We start from the raw sequence: 19611 nt of genomic DNA on the forward strand, positions 1-19611 counted from the left end.
ATGCCCTTATAAGCCGTGCAGGGTAAAATATCCAAATACCACATTGTACATATATGCTAAACGCTGGATCTGCTGAGATGGCTTTTACGCCATTAAACATAAATTGAAAATCTATAATAACCTTACAAATCAAAGCGTTGAGTTAGTCAATATTGACTAAAACCATTGGGTTAGAACCATAGTTCCTTTGAATGGTTAACGATATAAACAATGTTTTCCTCACTCAATGAGGTATTCCATCGCTTTCTATCAACACCACCATCACCGCAAATAGTTAAGACTGGCTTTCCATCAGGCAAATATAATCCTCTAACTCCTGTCCCGGCGTCGGTTCAAAATGGCAGTTAAGCCTTAACAATCCGGTGATTCGATCGACCCGAAAGTTGCGAAAATCTTGGCGTAATTCGCACCAGGTCAGCAAGGTCCAAGTACCGCGCCAAAAATAGATGGCGAGCGGCCGCACTTCACGCTCTGTCAGGGTTTTATTCACATCTTGATAGAATAGTTTGACGTATTCACGGCGCTGGGCCGCATTACGCAGCGGATCGAGAAACTGAAACTCGTTGGAATCTAAATAAAAATCCGGCGAGAACATCAAGGATTGATAGGCTTGCAAACGCTTAGGTAGTACGGCCTCCACTTTTATCATCGCCTGACGCGCCGCACTGCCGAGCTCTTTGCCGCCCCATGTTTGCACCATGCGCATGCCGACTTGAATCGCTTCTAATTCGGCCTCGTTAAACATCAGTGGCGGCACATTCACTTCGTGGCGCAGTAGATAACCCACGCCCGCCTCCCCTTCAATGGGAATGCCGCTCAAACACAAATCCTGCACATCGCGGTACACGGTGCGGGTCGAGACTTCTAAACGATCCGCCAGCTCTTGGGCGGTCGTCAGTCGTCGATGTTTAAGAATTTGCACTATTTGAAATAGACGGTCGGCACGGCGCATGGACAGTAATCACACCTCAAATTGGCTTCGCTGCGAAAGTTTAGGGATCTTAACCGCTAAAGCTTAGCCGCCCAAGCGATAGTGCATCTGCCTGCTTTTATCGTTTAAAACTTCACAATCCCAATATAAATCTCGACTTTATCAGCACTTAGATAGACTTCAAAGTCCGTTTGGTAGCAGCGCTGGTGCGGACAATCAGGCGCACTAAAGTAACGCCAAATCTGTCCCCAAAGTTCCACCACACAGTGGGGCATTTCCCCTTGCGCACTGAACTTAAGGTAGTTTCCTTCTCGCAGCTGCAACGCAGTAAATGGGCCGGTCTCGCTGACAGACTCGACGCTTTTACCCACTAAAACCGAATAGTCTCCCGTCATATCGGATTCATAGTCGTAGTAAACCCCATACATGGGAGAATCGAGCATAGATGTCAGCTGTGAAGATTCAAAAAAAGCCTGCCATAGCGCTGCAATCTTGCCACCTTCGCCCGCCAGTTCTGCGCTATTGTTGGTGCGAGTGCCCAGCCCAAGCATAGGTTGAGCCGCCAAATAAACCAGTTCCATTGTCGTGTTCACTTTCACCATCACTTCAGGTTATTAATTAAGGCCTGTCATTTGATATCTATTGTTTTAGGTGCATAGCCAGACGCCGATAGCCAACAATATCTTATAAATATCAATGTAAAACAGAGAGCAAAAAGTCGTGCCAAAGCACGACTCTGCAAGGTTTCAATTACTGGTTTTGCGACCAGAGGCCGACCTTATTGCCTTCGCTATCCACGAACAGGGCGATATAGCCACAACCACCATCCTTGATAGGCGTCACAGGCAATAGCATAGTCACATTGGCGGCCACGAGTTTATCCACTAAAGGTTGCAATTGTGCGCTGAAATGCAAGTATACAGTGCTACCGTCCATCGACGGTTTGCTCATGCTGCATTTAACGAGGCCAATGCTTGGTGCGCCTTCATCCTCTGTTTCAATCGTGGCGTATTGCATGTCTTCCATGTCGTCACGCTTAAATTCAACCCCGAAATGTTGTTGATAAAAAGCGATGGCACGATCCATATCACTGACAGGAATTTCACCCCAAACTAACGGTGCAATTGATAACATTTTCACTTTCTCCTTGTTGAAAAATGCCAATGATTCATCACGTTATAAATGTGGATCACCAGCGGACGACAACAAGAATAAAACAAGGCTACTGACAGCATCATGTCAGTAGCCTTTGAGTGAAAGTGAATTTATTTAACGAAGGATAACAGGATTACTTAGGCAGGCTTGCCTGATGGGCTGAAATAAACGCCTCCATCGCCTTAGTCGCTCTCGCTTGCGCCGTGGCTAAGGTATCTTGCGCCGTCATTGGTTCGACCACCTCATAGTAACACTTGATTTTAGGCTCAGTGCCCGATGGCCGTACTATCACCCGCGCACCATTGGCTAAGCGATAAGTTAATACATCACTGGCGGGCAGATTGATTTTCTCAACCTTGCCATCGGCAAATCGGCGTTCTAACGCCTTGAGATCATCGTTCGACACCACGGCATGTTCACCAATCTTCAGCGGCGGATGTTCACGCAAATACGCGCCGATATTGGGCGTATCGGGTTTTAAGGCAATGCTGACTTGGGCATTGAGATGGAAACCCTGCTCGCGGTAAATCTGCTCGAGTCTATCCCAAATGGTTTGCCCTTTAGCAGCAAGTTCGGCGGTTAATTGGGCGAAGGCGACGAGAGCAGACAGGCCGTCCTTATCCCACACCATGCTACCGACGGTGTAACCCAGCGCCTCTTCGTAGGCAAACAAGAATTGATTATCAGGCTGACTCTGCGCAATCCCCACATTCATCAGCCATTTAAAACCGGTGAGCGTGGTATAACTTTCAACGCCAAAGCCTTTGGCGATTTTAGATAATAGACTGGAGGACACAATAGTCGTGCCCACCAGTCGTTGGTCTTTCGCGGCATGGCTTAACAGATAATGGCCAAAGAGCACGCCCACTTGGTCGCCTGTTAGCATTTGATACTCGCCATCATCCTTACGTACTGCAACCGCAAATCTGTCGGCATCGGGATCATTGGCGCAGGCGAGCATGGCACCATGTTTTTTCGCTTCGGCGATAACTAAGTCCATCGCGCCCTTTTCTTCCGGATTAGGGAAGTTAACCGTTGGGAAATCCCCATCAGGCTCGCGCTGCGCCGCCACCGAGTAGACTTGGGTAAAACCCGTGTCCTTAAGCACAGTTTCAGCCATTTCAGCGCCCACACCGTGCATGGCGGTATAGGCAAGGCTGACTTTTTCGGGCGCAGTGTGATTTTGCAACACATTGGCGTGCATCACGCCGCGGCGATAGGTTTCGTAATAATCGTCATTAAGCCAAATCAATTTACCGTGCTTGATGGCATCAGCCTGATCCATAAACGGAATTGCTTGGGTTGCCGCCAGCTCAATCTTAGCGGCGATACCTGAGTCATGGGGCGGGATAATCTGGGCGCCGTTTTCCCAATACACTTTGTAGCCATTGTATTGTGGCGGGTTATGGCTGGCGGTCACCACAATGCCCGCAGCGGCATTAAAATGCTTAACCCCAAAGGCCACCAGCGGCGTTGGCGCCACTTTGGCGGTGAGGCGCACTTTAATCCCCATCGCGGTGAGTACACTGGCGGTATCATGGGCGAAAGTGCGTGAATCGTGGCGGCCATCGTAACCAATCACAACCCCGCGCTCGGCGGCATCTTTAATTTGTTCGAGTAGATAGGCACCAAGCCCTGCAGACGTTTGGCGGATAACCAAGCGATTCATGCCCATAGGACCTGCGCCCACCACACCGCGTAATCCGGCGGTACCAAACTCTAACCGTCCCGCAAAACGTGCCTCGAGTTCGGCGTCATTGCCTGTGTCGATTAAGGCTTGCAGTTGTGCCTGAGTGCGGGGATCGGGGTCATTTTCGAGCCAATGCTTAACCTGTAATTGCAGATGAGTATTCATAGGAGCCTCAGTGAAAATCATTTTCAATTACCTTAGGAAAATCCATGCCGAAGAACAAGCAAATTTGCACTAATTTCACCATCAACCCATGAGTTTTGAACTTTCAAGATTATTTTTTAAGCGATTTAACCATTGATTTACAAAGTAAAATAAATACAGATCAGAGTTCCACATAAATGGACACTAACGCAGCCCTAAGTAATACAAGCGTCTTACGCTTAGTTGCTTAATAGCCCTAGAACAGTGAAGCTAAATAACCCCTAACAGAATGAAAAAACGCACTATCCATGCTTTAAGCTAGAGAGTGCGTGAGTTGTAGAGCCGTTTTGATTAGGACATGTGACGTTTCGAAATTCAATATTGCCCCTTGTAGCAGGGTTTGGTTGGCAAGCCCTTGCTTGCCAGAACGAACAAAATCTAATCTCGAAACGTCAACACGCCCTAGCCATTTACAGTTTAAAGATGTTGTCCCTCGCGTCGCGATCAATCAATTTCACAAAGGGATCGACACCGACATAGCTTGGTTTTTCATCCAACGTGAGAGTGAGCTTATTTTCGCCACTAACTAAATGATGTTTTCCAAGCAACAAAATTTGCTTTTCATCTTTTAGCTTATCTGGGTCGACACTAAATGCCCCGATATCAACCTGCATATCCAAAGGCTGCTCGGTTTCTTCACCTTTACCACTGGCAACTTTACGACTCGCGTAAATAGTTAATTCAACTTGCGTTTTGCCATTGGGCAGAACCGTTGCCACTGCATTCGTTAATCGCAAATCATAGAGCGTAATCTCATTAAAGGATTCATCAATAAACCGCGACTGAATATCATCAGCTCCCTGTTTGAGATAGTTCACCAAATCTACTGTGGTAGGGAAAGGATCATTACGGTACTGATAGCGAGTTAAGAAGGCTTTGAGATTAGCGTTTAGCTTAGCTTCACCCAACACATCCTTAATAGCCATCATCACCACAGAACCTTTTTGGTAATGAATGTATTGCTGGTTTTCACTACGCAATAACGGCTGTTCTTTTATCGGCTCTGATGAACGGCCACGCAGATAGCGATCAAGCTCATATTTCAAGAACTTGCGGATCATTTTATCGCCATACTTATGCTCTAACACCATCAGCGCCGAATACTGTGACAGACTTTCGGAGATCACCGCACTGCCCTGAACATCCGCAGCCCCCACTTGGTGTCCCCACCACTGGTGAGCGACTTCATGGGCAGTGACATAATATACAGGGTCAATATTATCCTCATTGCGTAAGTCGGTAATAAAGCCAATACGCTCGGAGTAAGGCACGGTATTCGCGAAACTTTGTGCGAAACTTCGGTATCTAGGAAACTCCATAATACGCATTTGCTTATGCTGATACGGGCCAAATGCCGCGGTGTAATAATCGATTGAATCCTTAACCGACTCCACCATCCGAGCTACGTTCCAAGGATGATCCACATGGTAATAGACCTCTACAGCAATCCCATTATGTTCAACCTTTTCAACTTGGTAACGACCGGAGATAATGGCATAGAAGTTCACCATTGGACTGTCCATTAAATAATGGAAGTACTGGCGACCATCTTGCTGCCAATGCTTTTGCAAATAACCTGGCGCGAGGGCAATTTGATCCGCACTGGTTGAAATGGTGGCTTCAAATTGAATGAAATCGCCATCTACCCCAAAAAAGTTTTGCTGATAGAAACGGCTATCCTCAAGCTTATTGGCGCGATCTTTTTCTGCCAGCCCACGTTTTTGGCGCTCATGGCGGTCCATCAACTCAAAACTGTCTTGGTAGCCAAACAGCGGTAGCAACTCAAAATTATTGATAAAAGTGCCATTTTCTACCACGGATAAATCAAAACCTGACTCGGCAACCCCGGTAGACTCACGCACCAATTCAATATTCCCCACCACCAACTGTCCTGGCTGCACAGGCGTTGAAAACGTCAGCCACGCATTGCGATAGCGGCGATCAAACTCGCCAAGGTGCGTATTCGGAATATTGATTTTTACCGTTTCAGCCTGAGTATGCTCGGGGAACTGCACTAGCATCTTTTCAATCGGCTTATCCGACTTATTTTGCCATTCAAACATCACCTTAGCGGCTATTTTGCGCTGCTCAGGGAAAATATCGACATTAGCATTAACCCGAGTGGTCACTAAAATAGGCATGCCTTGATATTGTTTGAACGTCTTTTCGTAATCAGCTTGTAAATCCGTGGTTTCATCTTGGGTAAGGTAGTGATTAAGCACCTTGGTCTGATAAAACAAATAACTGCCAGAGCCCACAAAGATCACCAGAGCCGCCGCTATAATCACCTTGCCATTGTGGCCAAGTTGATAACCTAATAATCCTAATCGGGTTTTAAGACTTTGCTGTGGCCCACGGTGGTACAATCCATAGCCTAAGACAAACAACAAGACACTAAAGGCGCCCCAATAAATCATATACAAACTATGGCTGAGTAAGCCCCAACCATAACCGTTCATATCTGAGTAACTGACGCTGGGTGATTGACCAAAGTTATACAAACTATGGCCAAAGCCCCAATTTGCCATCACAAAGGTGGTCAGGTAATAGGCGACAAACAACCCCATACCTGCGTATTTATTTGGGCTAAGAACCTGAAGGAAAAACGCTAATACTGAGGTCATCAGCAAAGGCAGCAGGTAATAAAATCCAAGGCGGATCAGATATTGGGATATTTCTAAATTGCTTTGCCCTTTAATCAGCTGAAACACTATGGTGGTGCCCATCGCGAGCATATAGAGTAAGGTCATCACAATCAGCACGGCGGCTAATTTTGAGGCCCAAAAACTCAAGTTAGACACAGGCGCACTATCAACAATGTCCCCCATGCCAGAGGTGCGTTCACGCCAGACAATTTCAGCGCTGTAATAAATCAGTACGATAACCATTAATAATCCGGTCGCACCGGCAATGTTATCCACCATATCCTGCGTTAAAGGCCAGTTAGAGGTACCGTACCATCCAAAATCATCAAACATTGGGCCGACTAAGTTGAATACAGTTAACACCCCTAGTACCAAAAAGGGGGCAGTAAACAGCACTTGCTTCACCTCAAATTTAACCCGAGTCCAAAATTGCAAGCGCGCGTTGATTTCAGTGCGAGTCGATAGTCTAGATAAAGGGACTAACTCAGGGATCTTTTCAACTTTGGTGGATTTTTTATCGCGCTTTTTCGTTAATGTGGGCTGGCGGAAAATCCCTGACAAAGCCAGTAATACGCAGGCGATCGCAAGCCACAGTGCTCGATTTTGTAGCACGAGTCCTGACAACTCGAGTAACTGGTGATTCTTCTCACTAATCGTCCAATAACGGGTCACTTCAGCGAAGGTACGCAGTGCAAAGGGGTCGAGTAATGCCGCGATAGTACGATACTGCGGTTGGCTCGCCATTTCGCCTGTCAGCGTGTAAAGCACCAACATAGCCACGGCCGTCAAATATAAGGCCATCAAAGATCGGAAACGGCTTGCCATGGCATAAAATAGGCATGAGATAAGCAGTAAACTTGGAACCGATAACTGCAAATAAGGGATCAAATAGTGGCTAAGGACAAAGGGGCCAAAGCGACTCCCGTCAACCCAAGGCATAAATGAACCTAATATCAAGCCAATTGGTACAAAGGCGAATACGGCAAGCACTACCATAAAACTGCCTAAAAAACGCCCAAATTGATAGGCGAAAGGCGATAGTGGTTTACTGTAAATCAGCTCCTCCATTAAATGCTGATGATTACGAATGGCGGTGCTACCGACAAAGTTTACAACAGCAAACATAGAGATAAGCCCCATGATGAGCAAGGTTTGGCTAATACCAAAAGGGCTATTTTTCAACACTTCACCGCCGCTACCAATTTGAATATTATTGGAGGCAACTGATAAAAAGCTCATTAAAAACAATAAAAAAGAAACAACGTAAAATGATGGCTGACGCAAATAATAACGCCACTCAAATCTCAACATAGATAACAGCATAGGGAATCTCCTTAAGCTGCCTGATGGCGATGGCTGTGCAAGGTTGAGAAATACAAATCCTCAAGCCCCGCAGCGGCTGGCGTAAACCCTTCAGGGCATGTATCAGCCATCACATTTAATACCGTTCGACCGGCAAGTAATCGTTTTGAGATGACCGGCAATACATTCTCAAGTTGTTGCGCTTCAGCCTGATCAACGGTTTTAGTCCAAATCTTCTCAGTTAACTCACTGACTAATTGCTGCGGATTTCCCTGTAATAGGATTTTTCCCGAGGCTAGCACCGCCATATTCGGGCAGAGCTCCGACACGTCCTCAACAATGTGAGTTGAGAGGATAACCACTTTTTCCTCGCCCAAACTCACTAACAAATTGTGAAAACGATTGCGCTCTTCAGGATCGAGCCCTGCGGTTGGCTCATCAACAATCAATAATTTAGGATCGCCAAGTAACGCCTGGGCAATCCCAAAACGTTGCCGCATACCGCCGGAAAAGCCACTTACCGCCTTATTTTTATGTTGATATAAGTTAGTGTGAGCCAATAAGCCCTCCACGATTTCTTTGCGTTGCTTGCTCTGATTGATGCCTTTTAACACCGCTAGGTGGTCCAATAAGTCAAAGGCGCTAATTCGCGGATAAACATTAAAATCCTGTGGTAAATAACCTAAGGTTTTACGCAATGCCTGTGGGTCCGCTAAGACATCAATACCGTCGAAAACGATGCTGCCACTGTCAGCACTTTGAAGTGCAGCAATAGTTCGCATCAAAGAGGATTTACCCGCTCCATTCGGTCCTAGTAGGCCAAACATACCCTTCGAAATAGTTAAGTTAACCCCATCGAGCGCCCTAACGCCGTTATCATAGGTTTTGGTTAAATCAGTAATTGTTAGCATGCTTCCCTCTTGCTTTTATGTTCAAAATAACGCCAAGTTATCACAAATAATTAACCAAAACAGCAGTTACTAATGTATTCATGCACTTACCGAATGACTAACTAAATAATGCAAAGAGAAACAATCAATAGAATTAAAAGCAAAGGGCCCGAAATAGGCCCTTCAATATTGAAATGACTGATAATAGTCAATGATGTAAGTTTATCCCTATAGCAAACGCTAAATACAATTCCTTACATAAATCACGTGTTAACGGGAAGGCAGCGTGCCATCAAACACGCGCACTTTAATATTCTTCTTCAGATTTTCCTGATCCTGTTGCCATTCCTGCCACTGAGTCAGACTGATACTCAACTGCAAAGAGAAATCCGTGGAGATCCATTGTGTTTGTCCCTGCGCATATTGTGGCAGTGGCACAATATTTTTAGGACCATTGAAGGATTCAGAGCATTGGAAGGACTTAAAGTACACTTGGTCGATAGCCAGATCGAGCTTACTCGGCGTCGTCATACATTGACCGCTTCCAGGCTCTTGGTAGGAAGCAAATTGGTACATAATCGCTGGGGTATTGTTGCTGCTATCGGGTACAGAAGCCGTTTGATGGCAAGATAGGCAGCTACTTAACGCATTATCCGCTGGGCCGTTTAACCTGCCATTACAACCTAGATGTCCTGCATTGGTTTTCTCATTTAATCGTCCAACCACCTCTTGAAACACCGCACTATCTTTAAGGCCTGAAACCGGATTTTGTGGAAAAGCAGCTGCACCTACGTTTACAGGAGGGGTATCATTGCCCCACATAAGCCCAAGGGGTGAAATACGATTCCACGGATTTTTTTCTTTTGCCTTAAATTGGCCATCGGCCACAAAGGTGCCATAGGCCCAGCCTACTGGCGAGCGGCTGTCACGTACTGCTATATCAAACTGTAGCAAGTAAACATCGGCGACCGAACGTGGACATTGCTCTGTTTCTTGCTGGAAGCTACAGGCACTACCATCGGCATTTTTACACTCACAAAAATCACTCGAACTGATATTGGCTTGCCATACAGGCACATTCTCTAAGAAGGGGTAATTATTGGGCGTCGCCGTGGTAAACAGCAATTTGCCAATCACACTGCCTTCATTAAAGGCAAAGTTAGCTTGGGGCATCACAGGCGCAGCAGCCCCCGTCCACACCTTAGCCAAGCTGCCAGCTGCCTGTGGGTTATAAAAGCCAACAGCCCACATGGTGGTTTTTATATCGCCTTGATCTTTCACCGCCATAGTGACGGGGGCTTCACGGGTTAATCCATGGATAAATTCGCGTCCGCTCATAGGATCGTAGGTTTGATAAGGAATATGGTACCAAGCACGTACCTTGTTATTACACAGATCCCAGTCGGTATTGACGTCACCACTGTCGATATTGCCCGCTTGGATATACTGCATAACGGCCCAAAGATAATTCCACGCTTGGGTATTCTTATCCTTTTCTGAGAGATTTTTATCGAAGGGATTGAACTTGAGCCATGGCATTTCCTGATCGGCTTTGGCTGCTGAGTAGGCATCACTTAACTGAAAAATTGGCCCCTTCCAGCCAGGATAGGCCTGATTGATGATCACTTGATTATCCCACATGCCCGTTTTGGTAAAAGCAGGGTCTTGAAAGTAACTCGGGTAAGTCCCTGTACACGTGGAGCTTGAAGCGGCTAGTGTTTGGCTGGTTTGAGTTCCAGCGGCGTGGGCATTGGCTCCCAGCAAAGCGCCAATCAATAAACTCGCAAGAGGTAGTTTCATCGCTTCATCCTTGAAAGTATTAGTCATCTTTAGTGTTTGCACCGCACCATAGCAATGCCAATTAAGCATAGACTAATTTTTCATGTCACGATTTTACCTTCCACAGAGACTAAAAAGGCCATTTAGCATGGGCTAAATGGCCTTGAGACATACCAAAGTAATTAGGCTTACTTCTGCTCGCGCGTCTTCCACAGGGAGAATAGTACCCCAGCCAGTAAGAGGCCGAAGGTGACGCCAAGGGATAAGGCCGTTGGGATTTTAAAGTCCACAATGCCTTCGTGATTAAAGTACACCAGTCCGACTTTCACGCCGATAAACACTAACACGACCGATAGCGCATACTTGAGGTACTCGAAGCGATGCACCATGGCCGCGAGGGCGAAATACAATGCCCGCAGACCTAAAATAGCAAAGATATTAGAGGTATAGACAATAAATGGATCTTGGGTAATCGCAAAAATCGCCGGGATACTGTCCACCGCAAACACCAGATCTGCGGTTTCGACTAAGATCAACGCCAAGAACAGAGGCGTTGCCCACCAGCCTTTGCTGAGTTGATGCTCCTCTCCCCTTACCCAAAACTTCTCTTGATGAAGGCTTGGCGTAAAACGCATTTTGGAGCGTAACCATTTGTAAAACTTATTATCTTGGATATCTCCATGCTCATCATCGGAAAAGAGCATCTTAACACCGGTGAAAATCAAGAACAGGCCGAATAACACCAACACGCCTTGGTATTGCGCTACCAGCGCCGCGCCTAAACCAATCATAATGGCTCGTAGCACGATAACGCCCATGATCCCCCAGAATAACACTCGGTGTTGATATAAACGGGGAATGCCTAAGCTACTGAAAATAAGCGCGATAACGAAGACGTTATCCATAGATAAGGACTTTTCAATAAGGTAACCCGTGAGATATTCCATCCCCGCAGTCGAGCCCTTATACCACCATAACCAAGCGCCGAACAACAGACCCATACAGATATAAAAGGTCGATAATTTAAGGCTCTCTGCCACGGTAATTTCGTGCTGCTCTTTGTGTAGCACACCTAAGTCGAAGGCTAACAATGCCAACACAAAGCCAAAAAACATTAACCAAACCCATATCGGGTAACCCACAAATAGCGTGGTTAAAAACTCCATAACACTCCCTAAAACCTAAAAAAATACCGAGTTTTCTCGGCTCCATCGCCATATTAGATCTTAGTACTTGGCGATACCAAAAACAGTGAAACAGGGTAAAAACCTTAAAATGTCAGATTAAAATTTGTTTAAATCCATACTTATCAGCCAAAAAAACTCGTTACACGAACCCTTATCATCAGAGTATTTATGGTACTCAGTTCAGATTTAAGCCTAGCCCTAGCACTCACGGGATCACGGAGTAAAATAATCGCGTGAGCTCATCACTCATCACGCCTTAGCCAGCACCAATCGACAGTATTTTTCGCTAAGACGATAAAAAGCGAGCTGTTTCAGCGCACTGTGTAACACTTGAGCATTAAGCGAAAATGAAAAAGTTCGCGGGCAAGCATGGCCGTTTGAAATAGCGTAAATGGCGAGTGTGATCACTCACCACAAAGGATAAAAAGGAGATTCGATGGGAAGTGAAAAACTACTCACGCCCGAGCAGACGGCGCGCGACTAATACCACAAGATGCAGTAACAACAGGCCACTAAAGGCTGAGCAGAAAAACAGTAAGGCGATGGAGTTGACCTCTCGAGGAGCGTCACTGTAGAGGTACCACCACAAAGGCCAACCGATAAGCGATAGCAGCGTCAACTGCCACATGCAGCGTTTGCAGCGGCCAATCTTTTGCCGAAAAATCGAAGTATTACAATCGTCGCAGGCCATTAACGCTTTAATCCATTAGGTTACCGTGGTGGCATAGGATATCACCCTGCCAGCCCAGTGCTAAATAAGCACTAGAGCGATGCCTTAAGTCGCTTCATCCCCTCTTCTATCGACACTAAGGCATGATAGCCAAAGTCCCGTTTTGCCGCGCTGATATCGAAATAATGGCTACAGGAAAGCTGTTTAGCGACAAAGCGCGTCATGATCGGCTCTTCTTGCTTATTCAGCAATCGATACGCAGTTTCTAACACAGCGCCCACCACATAGGCTAGGGTCTGTGGCACGCGCGCGGTCACAGGCGGCAGCCCATCACAGGCTAGGATGAGGTTCAGCATCTTGGCCATAGTGACAGGCTCATCGTTACTGACAAAATAGGCTTTCCCTTGGCACTTAGGCGAGACTTGGCAAAGCTCCACGGCCGCCAGAATATGGGCATAGGCGGCGTTATCGATATAAATGGTATCGACCAGTTTATCCTCACGCCCCACCAGCTTGAGCTTACCTAAACGACCACGGGCGAGCACCCGAGGCACCAGATGCGGATCATTGGGTCCCCAAATCAAATGCGGCCGCAGGGCGACGGTCTTTAAGGCATACGCCGATGCGGTTATCGATGCTTGATTGGCATCGAGCATCATCTTCTCTGCAATCGCCTTGGAATGAGCATAATAATTTAAAAAGCAGCTGGCGTAGGGCGTCGATTCATCAATACCCGATTCATCCTCACCCGCAAAGGTCACACTAGGGGTGCTGGTATAAACTAGTTTACTGATTTTAAGCGCTTTACAAGCGGCAATCACATTTGCGGCGCCCTTCACATTCGGGCAAAAATAACTGTCTCTGTCGCCCCAGACACCCGCTTTTGAGGCCACATGGAACACGATATCGCAGCCCTGCATCGCCTGTTTGACTTGCTCAGGATTGGCTAAATCCCCCTGTACCATAGTCACACCAAGGGCTTCAAGCTCAGGATAATGGCCACGGGCAAAACCAGTAACTTTCATCCCAGCCGCGACCAAACGTAGGCAAATGGCCTTACCCAAAAATCCGCCCGCGCCGGTCACAAAGGCATGGTTGACCTTAGCCGCCAAGGCATGAAGCGCGGCTTGCTCACGCGGATCAAAGCCTGCTTGAGCGAGGTTATCGCCACGGCCAGTTTGTGTCGCATCGGCTTGAAGAACAGCAGGATTGTCAGTCATATCGCATTCCGTGACAGTGAGTGTCATCTTAGTATTCAATTCAGTGATTAAGTGCAACAAGGCACAACTCGCGGCAAACGTGCCACGAACAAACGGTCGAAAGTTCGACCCTATTTAAGTTAAAAATGAGCTAAATTGAAATCAGCCTTTGGTTTGCGATTGCGCCCAAATGGCTAATTTTTCTCTAAATATTTTGGCATTGTGGCGCACATCCACAGGGAAATCGGGATGAATGAGAAAACGCCGAATTCCCTGAGTTTGGCTATATTGTTCGGCAATCGCCATCAACTCTTGATACAGCTGCACGCTCTTATTGCACACCAAGGATTGGTCAAGCTCGATGCAGATGAGTGGTTCAATCTCACTCACGCCATCTTGCCCCTTCACTTTAATCCCCACTAATGCCGAACGTTTCACATTCGGATGGGTATTAAAAATACGCTCACTCGGAATGGAATAGTAACGTTTAATACACTGCCCGCCTTGGGTGGCATCCACTCTATGGGCTTTGCGGCCACACATCCACAACCGGCCACTGTCGTCCAGATAGCCAAGATCGCCCATGCGATGCCTGAAGGTTTGCTGCTCGCGGTCCCAGATTTTAGCCGCCGTCGTTGCCTTTTCGCGGCGATAATAGGACTGGCTCACCATAGGGCCTGTTACCACTATTTCGCCAATTTCCCCCGCGTTAAGACGCAGGCCATTATCCCACTCAGGAATATCAGCTTCAGTGATGGCGATAATCTCGATACTCACGCCATCGATGGCGCGGCCGACACAAATCCCACCGCCATTGTCCGTGGTTTGAGTCGTGGTAAATAGCTCGTCACTGGCGATCATGCTGATGGGTAAGGATTCGGTGGCTCCGTAGGAATTGAGTACAGGCACGCCGTCACTGAGCATTTTGCTAAAACGGGCAATCGAGGCAATGGTCGCGGGCGCGCCAGCGGAAATCACGCGTTTCACACTGCTGAGTTTGTGCTGCTTTTTCGATTCGGTTTGCTCACCGGCGCGGCCTAAACGTTCAAGTAAGGCCGGATTAACAAAAATATTACTGCATTGGTACTTCTCAATGGCGGCAAATAAAAATTCAGGATTGGCCGTAATTGGTTTGCTGGCATCCATCTCAGGCACAATCGATGCCATACCGAGCGCCGGACCAAAGAGGGAGAATAGCGGGAATGTCGCCAAATCACGCTCGCCATGTGCAATTCCATAATCTTGCTTTAGCGCCTGAATTTGCGCCTCAAACATGCCGTGACTATAGACAACGCCTTTTGGCGTCCCCGTGCTGCCACTGGTAAACAGAATCGCCGCAATCTCGTCATGCCTAAGCAGCGCCATCGGGTAGTCGCCCTGTTCCGGCAATTTAACCACAGGCGACTGAGTAGCAGATGACTTAGCTGTTGATAAGAGAATCGTCGCTAAACTTGGCGCGCCCGTGAGTAAGCGCGATAGCGTGCCAGCAAGCCCGCTGGGATTGCCATCGACATTGATAAGATGCTGCACGCTGCCCTTACCCCAGCCTAATAAGCGTCTGGCGATATGGGCTTTAGGGATACCGATAAAGGCATCGGGCGCGGCTTCAATAAAACATTGCTTAAGGTTTTTAATCCCCATGCCCGGGTCAACCAGCACGGGAATAATCCCCGCCTTGAACAAGGCGAAAGTTAACGCAAAAAAATCCAGACTCGGGGTGACCATCAGCACCGCCTTCATCCCCCGCGTCAACCCATGGGCATTGAGCGCGAAGGCGATGGCATCGCTTTGTTTATCGAGGCTAATAAAGTCGAGTTCTTGGTAAGTCAGATTGGCAAGGGATTTACCCTTGCCCTGTTGCACCGCAACCGCGAGATGATGGGGTATGTGATGGGCGGCCTGCTTTAAATGCCGACAAATATTGGCATCGCTTGCTTGCTCGACGGCAGATATCCCATGGCCGAGATGCGCATCCTCCACCCTAACCATTAATGTGCGGCCTGTGGCGCTTGAGTCTCTACCTCAGGCTCGGTGACCAGCACCGTTTCAACGTGCTGCACTTCAGGCTCTTGCGTTTGCGCCTCAGCCATAAAGTGTTTGATATGGGTAATCACCTCATCGCTCGCATCTTCGAGGATATAGTGACCACAATCGGCAAATTCATGCACCTGTGCATGGGGCATATGTTCGCGCCATTTGGCTAAAAAGTGCTTATCGAACACAAAGTCCTGTAAACCCCAGCAAATCAGTGTCGGCACCTTGGCAAACTTTGGCAGACTAGCGGCAATATCCGACACCAGTTGATAGTTTCTGTCACCCGGTTTTAGCGGAATATCCTGCACAAAGCGCAGGGTCGAAATCCGATTTGCCCATGAGTTAAACGGCGCGACATAGGCCTCGCGGATGTACTTGGACATCGGCTGACGCTTTACCCCGACATAGGAGGCAATCGATGAAAAGGCATTAAAACCACGCACTAACACAGTGCCAAGCAGCGTATTGCGGCAGATCCACAGCGCCAGCGGTAAAGGCTTAGTCTCGGGTAAATGGAAGGCGCCAGTATTTAAAATCACCAGACGTTTAATTCGCTCAGGGTAACGCGCCGCGTAGCCCATGCCAATCATGCCGCCCCAGTCGTGGACGACTAAGGTAATGTTTTCGTTTACCTTTAGGCTATCGAGCAGCGCCTCTAAATCGTCAATGCGATTCTTTAAGGTGTAATCGTAACCGCTGTCATCCGGCTTATCCGACAGGCCACAACCAATATGATCGGGCACGATGCACTGGTGAGTATCCTTAAGGGCGCTCACGAGATTACGGTAATAAAAACTCCAGCTTGGATTACCGTGCACCATGACCACAGGCTCACCTTGGCCTTCATTGATGTAATGCAGCTTGTTGCCATTACGGCTGAGAAAATGACGTTTAAACGGCAACAGAGTGTCTAACATGACGCTTCCTATCTTTTGTTCTAATTGTTTTTGTATTGGCGGAAGGTTGCGGCTCATTTGCCTTAACCTAAGCCCATCGCTAAACCAATAAGCATAAAAATGCCCTAGCAAACCTTGCGCTCAAGCGTTGGCTAAGGCAGATAACAATCTTGGAAAACTACCACTTAATACCCAGCATCATGCAGTTCAAACCACTGCCGATACCTAAAAAGCTCACCTGATCCCCTGGCCGTAAAAAGCCTTGATCGTGTGCCATGGCCGCAGTGACGGGTAAAGAGACTGTGCCCATATTGCCAAGCAGTTGATATGTTGGGAATTCTTTTTCAGGTGGAATATTTAACGCACTCAAGACCTGTTTACGGTTTGAAGCGCCGACCTGATGACAGATCACTTTATCGACCTGTTCAACCAACCAATTCCGCTGCGCGAGGAAATGCTCCCACGTATGTTTCGCCAGCTCGACTCCTTCTTTGAGCAAGGTCACCGCATCGGTACGCATAAACTCACGGTAAATATTGTGCCCCACTTCCTGCAAGCCCCACTGACACAGTTGGTGGTGCTGCGGCGCAGATAAATGGGAGGCGCCAAGTAACTGATGCTTACGCACGTTCGTCAGCGGTAAACTGCCATCGGTGAGGATCACCGCCACCGCGCCTGAGCCGCCGGTTAAGGTCGCCAGCGACTGGGCAAAATTCTGCATGGTCGGATCGGCCAGCATATTATCAATGGTCACATCGACAATATCCCGCGCCGATTCGCAGGACACCACCATGCCCGCCTTAATTTGCCCAAGCTCGATGCGGTTGGCAATGTCTAAAATGCCCGATAACACCCCAAGACAGGCATTGCTGATATCGTAAATCGCCGTGTCCTTTGACACACCTAAGGCCGCCGCAATCCGGCAGGCGGTGGCGGGTTCGTGTTGGTCACGGCACACGCCGGTGTACACCACTGCACCCAGTTCGGCGACTTCTATTCCCGTTTCTGCAATCGCCTTGTGCGCCGCTTTAATCGCTCCATCGGATAATTGATGCCCTTTTGGCCACCAACGGCGTTCGGTAATACCCGTCAACGCCGCAAGTTGCCCCATAGGAATGCGAAATTTTTGATATAGAGGCGCGAGGCGAGATTCTAGCTCGCTACTGGAAACCACCACAGGTGCCAGTTCATAGGCAAGGCTATTAATAAATACGCGGGAATATTTCATGAAACTGTTTTATTCGCTCACTAAGATCACTGATCTTTTAGGTCAGTTTTTAGTTGTTATTTGTCATTAAGGCGACATTTGAACAAGAAAAGCCCGATGATTCAATAAAAAACCATCTTTCGTCTTAGACTTGTCTCACAGAGCTTATAAGCCCTTGTGCAGATCATGCCGCCTATCCGTTAATTCAAAATGAACTAATAAAGAAATACTTCATAAAAAACAAGCAAGTATGGCCTCATCATTCAAATTATTTTTCAATCGCTCGATTTTTGCGCCAAAATCAGCGCATTTCGCGGCGTCACGCTGGTTGCACAAAATTCCCTCAGGGTTACCCGATAGCCACTTTCCAGCAAAAAACAGCAGCGATCGAGAATTAACCATAGCTCCAGCGCACGGCGGAATAAATGCGCGGCCAAATCGATGCGCCGGGTTAACCTTTGTCGCTGTTTGCCAATCTCGAGCCAAGCGTCAAAATCACAATCTGCGGCTAAAATAACCGCCTTTTGCGCCGCCGCCCAATGGCAAAACTCGGCAAACTCGCCGCTCAGCTGGCTTTGCTTTATGGCGGGCAAAGGTAAATAAGCATCTATGCCACGGCAATTTCGTTGCAGCGCATCAAACCCCAGCCGCCAGGCGATTTCCTGATGTCGCAGCGCCTGTTGTTTCGGATTGGCGATCACGCTCTGTTGTAAAGGTAATTGCAAGTCATGGCGACTTAAACGCAGCGCGCTGTGTTTAGCGAGTGTCGACAAGCCTTGATATTGATTAGCTTGAATTAAATGGTAGCAACAAGGTGAAATCGCCAGTGCCGGTGTGCCCGCCGCGGCGGCCAATTGCAGTAAACGCACATGCAAATCGCCACAGGCATGCAGCGCCACCGCCTGTTGCTGAGCGCAAAAAGGATTGGTTTGATGAGCGGAATTGTCGCTAGTTTTATCGTTGATAGCGAAAGCATCGGCGCAAATAAAGCGCTGTGATAAATGCCATTTATCGGCAAAGGCTTGGCCCTCTTCACAGAGCATCGCCTGCCACTCTAGGCTTAACACATCCACACCACGTGCCTTGGCAATCAAACGGCCCAAGTGCCCTTTGCCCGCACACCACTCGAGCACGGGTAATCCCGCATCGGGCAAATGCTGCACAAAGGCAGTGATCTGCTCCCACTTACGGCCTTTTATATGGGCGCTAAAGTGAGCCATCTCGGTAAGATCAATACTAGGTGAAGTAGCTGTTTCAATATCGTCAGAGCTAATGTCAGAGCCAATATCAAAGCCTATATCTGAATCAATATCTGAACCCTGCGAAAGTTCGGCAAAGGACAATGTGAGTAAAGACAGATCCCAGTCTAAGCCTAACGCGGCAAGATCCTGCTTAAGTGCGGGAGATAAGGCATCGACTAACGCCGATTGCTCGGCATCCAAAGTATCGAGCACGGCATCATCAAGCGCCCAAAGGGTGGTTGCAAGCCTTGGGAATTGTGCCGCCCAAGGCAGTGCTTTTGCCTCAAAGGCGCGCACTTGCCACAGGGCGCGGCTCTGCTCAAGTAGCTTATCCAATTGGATAAAGTGCGCCTTGAGCCTCTCCTGACTGTCGGATATATCCCCTGCCTGCTTATGATTATCGAGCTTAATTGCCATGCTGAATTTGCTTTACTCTGATGTGTTCCATTTGACTATTTTATTGGACTTAGCCGTCAGTTTGAAAACAGTTCCGTCATTAAGCCTTTACGAATATCAAGGTGCATTTTACTCAATATCGCTGCCCAAATGGCGGCTAAAGCTGCTAGTATCGCCACAATTTT

14 protein-coding genes are annotated in these 19611 nt (G+C 47.8%); all 14 read right to left on the reverse strand.

From position 1 onward, the window contains the following. Positions 1-274: 274 nt before the first annotated feature. Entirely contained in the window at positions 275-952 is a 678-nt protein-coding gene (locus KXJ80_RS16005; protein ID WP_047537676.1) for a helix-turn-helix transcriptional regulator, read from the reverse strand. Between the two features lie 104 nt (positions 953-1056). Next, the gene (locus KXJ80_RS16010) at positions 1057-1512 is read right to left on the reverse strand and encodes a GyrI-like domain-containing protein (protein WP_037427884.1); all 456 of its coding nucleotides are present in this window, start codon (positions 1510-1512) and stop codon (positions 1057-1059) included. Positions 1513-1681: 169 nt separating this feature from the next. Next, complete coding sequence (locus tag KXJ80_RS16015) at positions 1682-2065, reverse strand: VOC family protein (protein WP_037417091.1); 384 nt, start codon at positions 2063-2065, stop codon at positions 1682-1684. A gap of 154 nt (positions 2066-2219) precedes the next feature. Further along, complete coding sequence (locus KXJ80_RS16020) at positions 2220-3941, reverse strand: phospho-sugar mutase (protein WP_218738328.1); 1722 nt, start codon at positions 3939-3941, stop codon at positions 2220-2222. 449 nt (positions 3942-4390) lie between these two features. Then, on the reverse strand, positions 4391-7948 hold the full coding sequence (locus tag KXJ80_RS16025; RefSeq protein WP_218738327.1) for an ABC transporter permease/M1 family aminopeptidase: 3558 nt from the start codon (positions 7946-7948) through the stop codon (positions 4391-4393). An 11-nt stretch (positions 7949-7959) separates the two neighbouring features. Then, positions 7960-8838 (reverse strand): ABC transporter ATP-binding protein, encoded by an 879-nt coding sequence (locus tag KXJ80_RS16030; RefSeq protein WP_047538528.1) that lies wholly within the window; start codon positions 8836-8838, stop codon positions 7960-7962. A gap of 249 nt (positions 8839-9087) precedes the next feature. Further along, positions 9088-10617 (reverse strand): hypothetical protein, encoded by a 1530-nt coding sequence (locus KXJ80_RS16035; RefSeq protein WP_218738325.1) that lies wholly within the window; start codon positions 10615-10617, stop codon positions 9088-9090. 167 nt (positions 10618-10784) lie between these two features. Then, a complete protein-coding gene (locus KXJ80_RS16040; protein ID WP_218738324.1) occupies positions 10785-11762 on the reverse strand; it encodes a TerC family protein in 978 nt (325 codons plus the stop codon). Positions 11763-12234: 472 nt separating this feature from the next. Then, positions 12235-12474, reverse strand: coding sequence for a DUF3624 domain-containing protein (locus KXJ80_RS16045; protein ID WP_099457876.1), 240 nt, complete (start codon positions 12472-12474; stop codon positions 12235-12237). 71 nt (positions 12475-12545) lie between these two features. After that, the gene (gene oleD, locus KXJ80_RS16050; protein WP_218738323.1) at positions 12546-13673 is read right to left on the reverse strand and encodes a 2-alkyl-3-oxoalkanoate reductase; all 1128 of its coding nucleotides are present in this window, start codon (positions 13671-13673) and stop codon (positions 12546-12548) included. Between the two features lie 141 nt (positions 13674-13814). Next, positions 13815-15641 (reverse strand): olefin beta-lactone synthetase, encoded by a 1827-nt coding sequence (gene oleC, locus KXJ80_RS16055; RefSeq protein WP_218738322.1) that lies wholly within the window; start codon positions 15639-15641, stop codon positions 13815-13817. Beyond that, on the reverse strand, positions 15641-16603 hold the full coding sequence (locus KXJ80_RS16060; RefSeq protein ID WP_109285297.1) for an alpha/beta fold hydrolase: 963 nt from the start codon (positions 16601-16603) through the stop codon (positions 15641-15643). Before KXJ80_RS16060 ends, oleC begins: the two co-directional genes overlap by 1 nt. A 157-nt stretch (positions 16604-16760) precedes the next feature. Then, positions 16761-17810, reverse strand: coding sequence for a 3-oxoacyl-ACP synthase III (locus tag KXJ80_RS16065; protein ID WP_011717598.1), 1050 nt, complete (start codon positions 17808-17810; stop codon positions 16761-16763). A gap of 254 nt (positions 17811-18064) precedes the next feature. Further along, the gene (locus KXJ80_RS16070) at positions 18065-19447 is read right to left on the reverse strand and encodes a methyltransferase (RefSeq protein ID WP_218738321.1); all 1383 of its coding nucleotides are present in this window, start codon (positions 19445-19447) and stop codon (positions 18065-18067) included. Positions 19448-19611 lie beyond the last annotated feature (164 nt).

The organism is Shewanella xiamenensis (genome assembly GCF_024971755.1).
Lineage (GTDB): Bacteria > Pseudomonadota > Gammaproteobacteria > Enterobacterales > Shewanellaceae > Shewanella > Shewanella xiamenensis.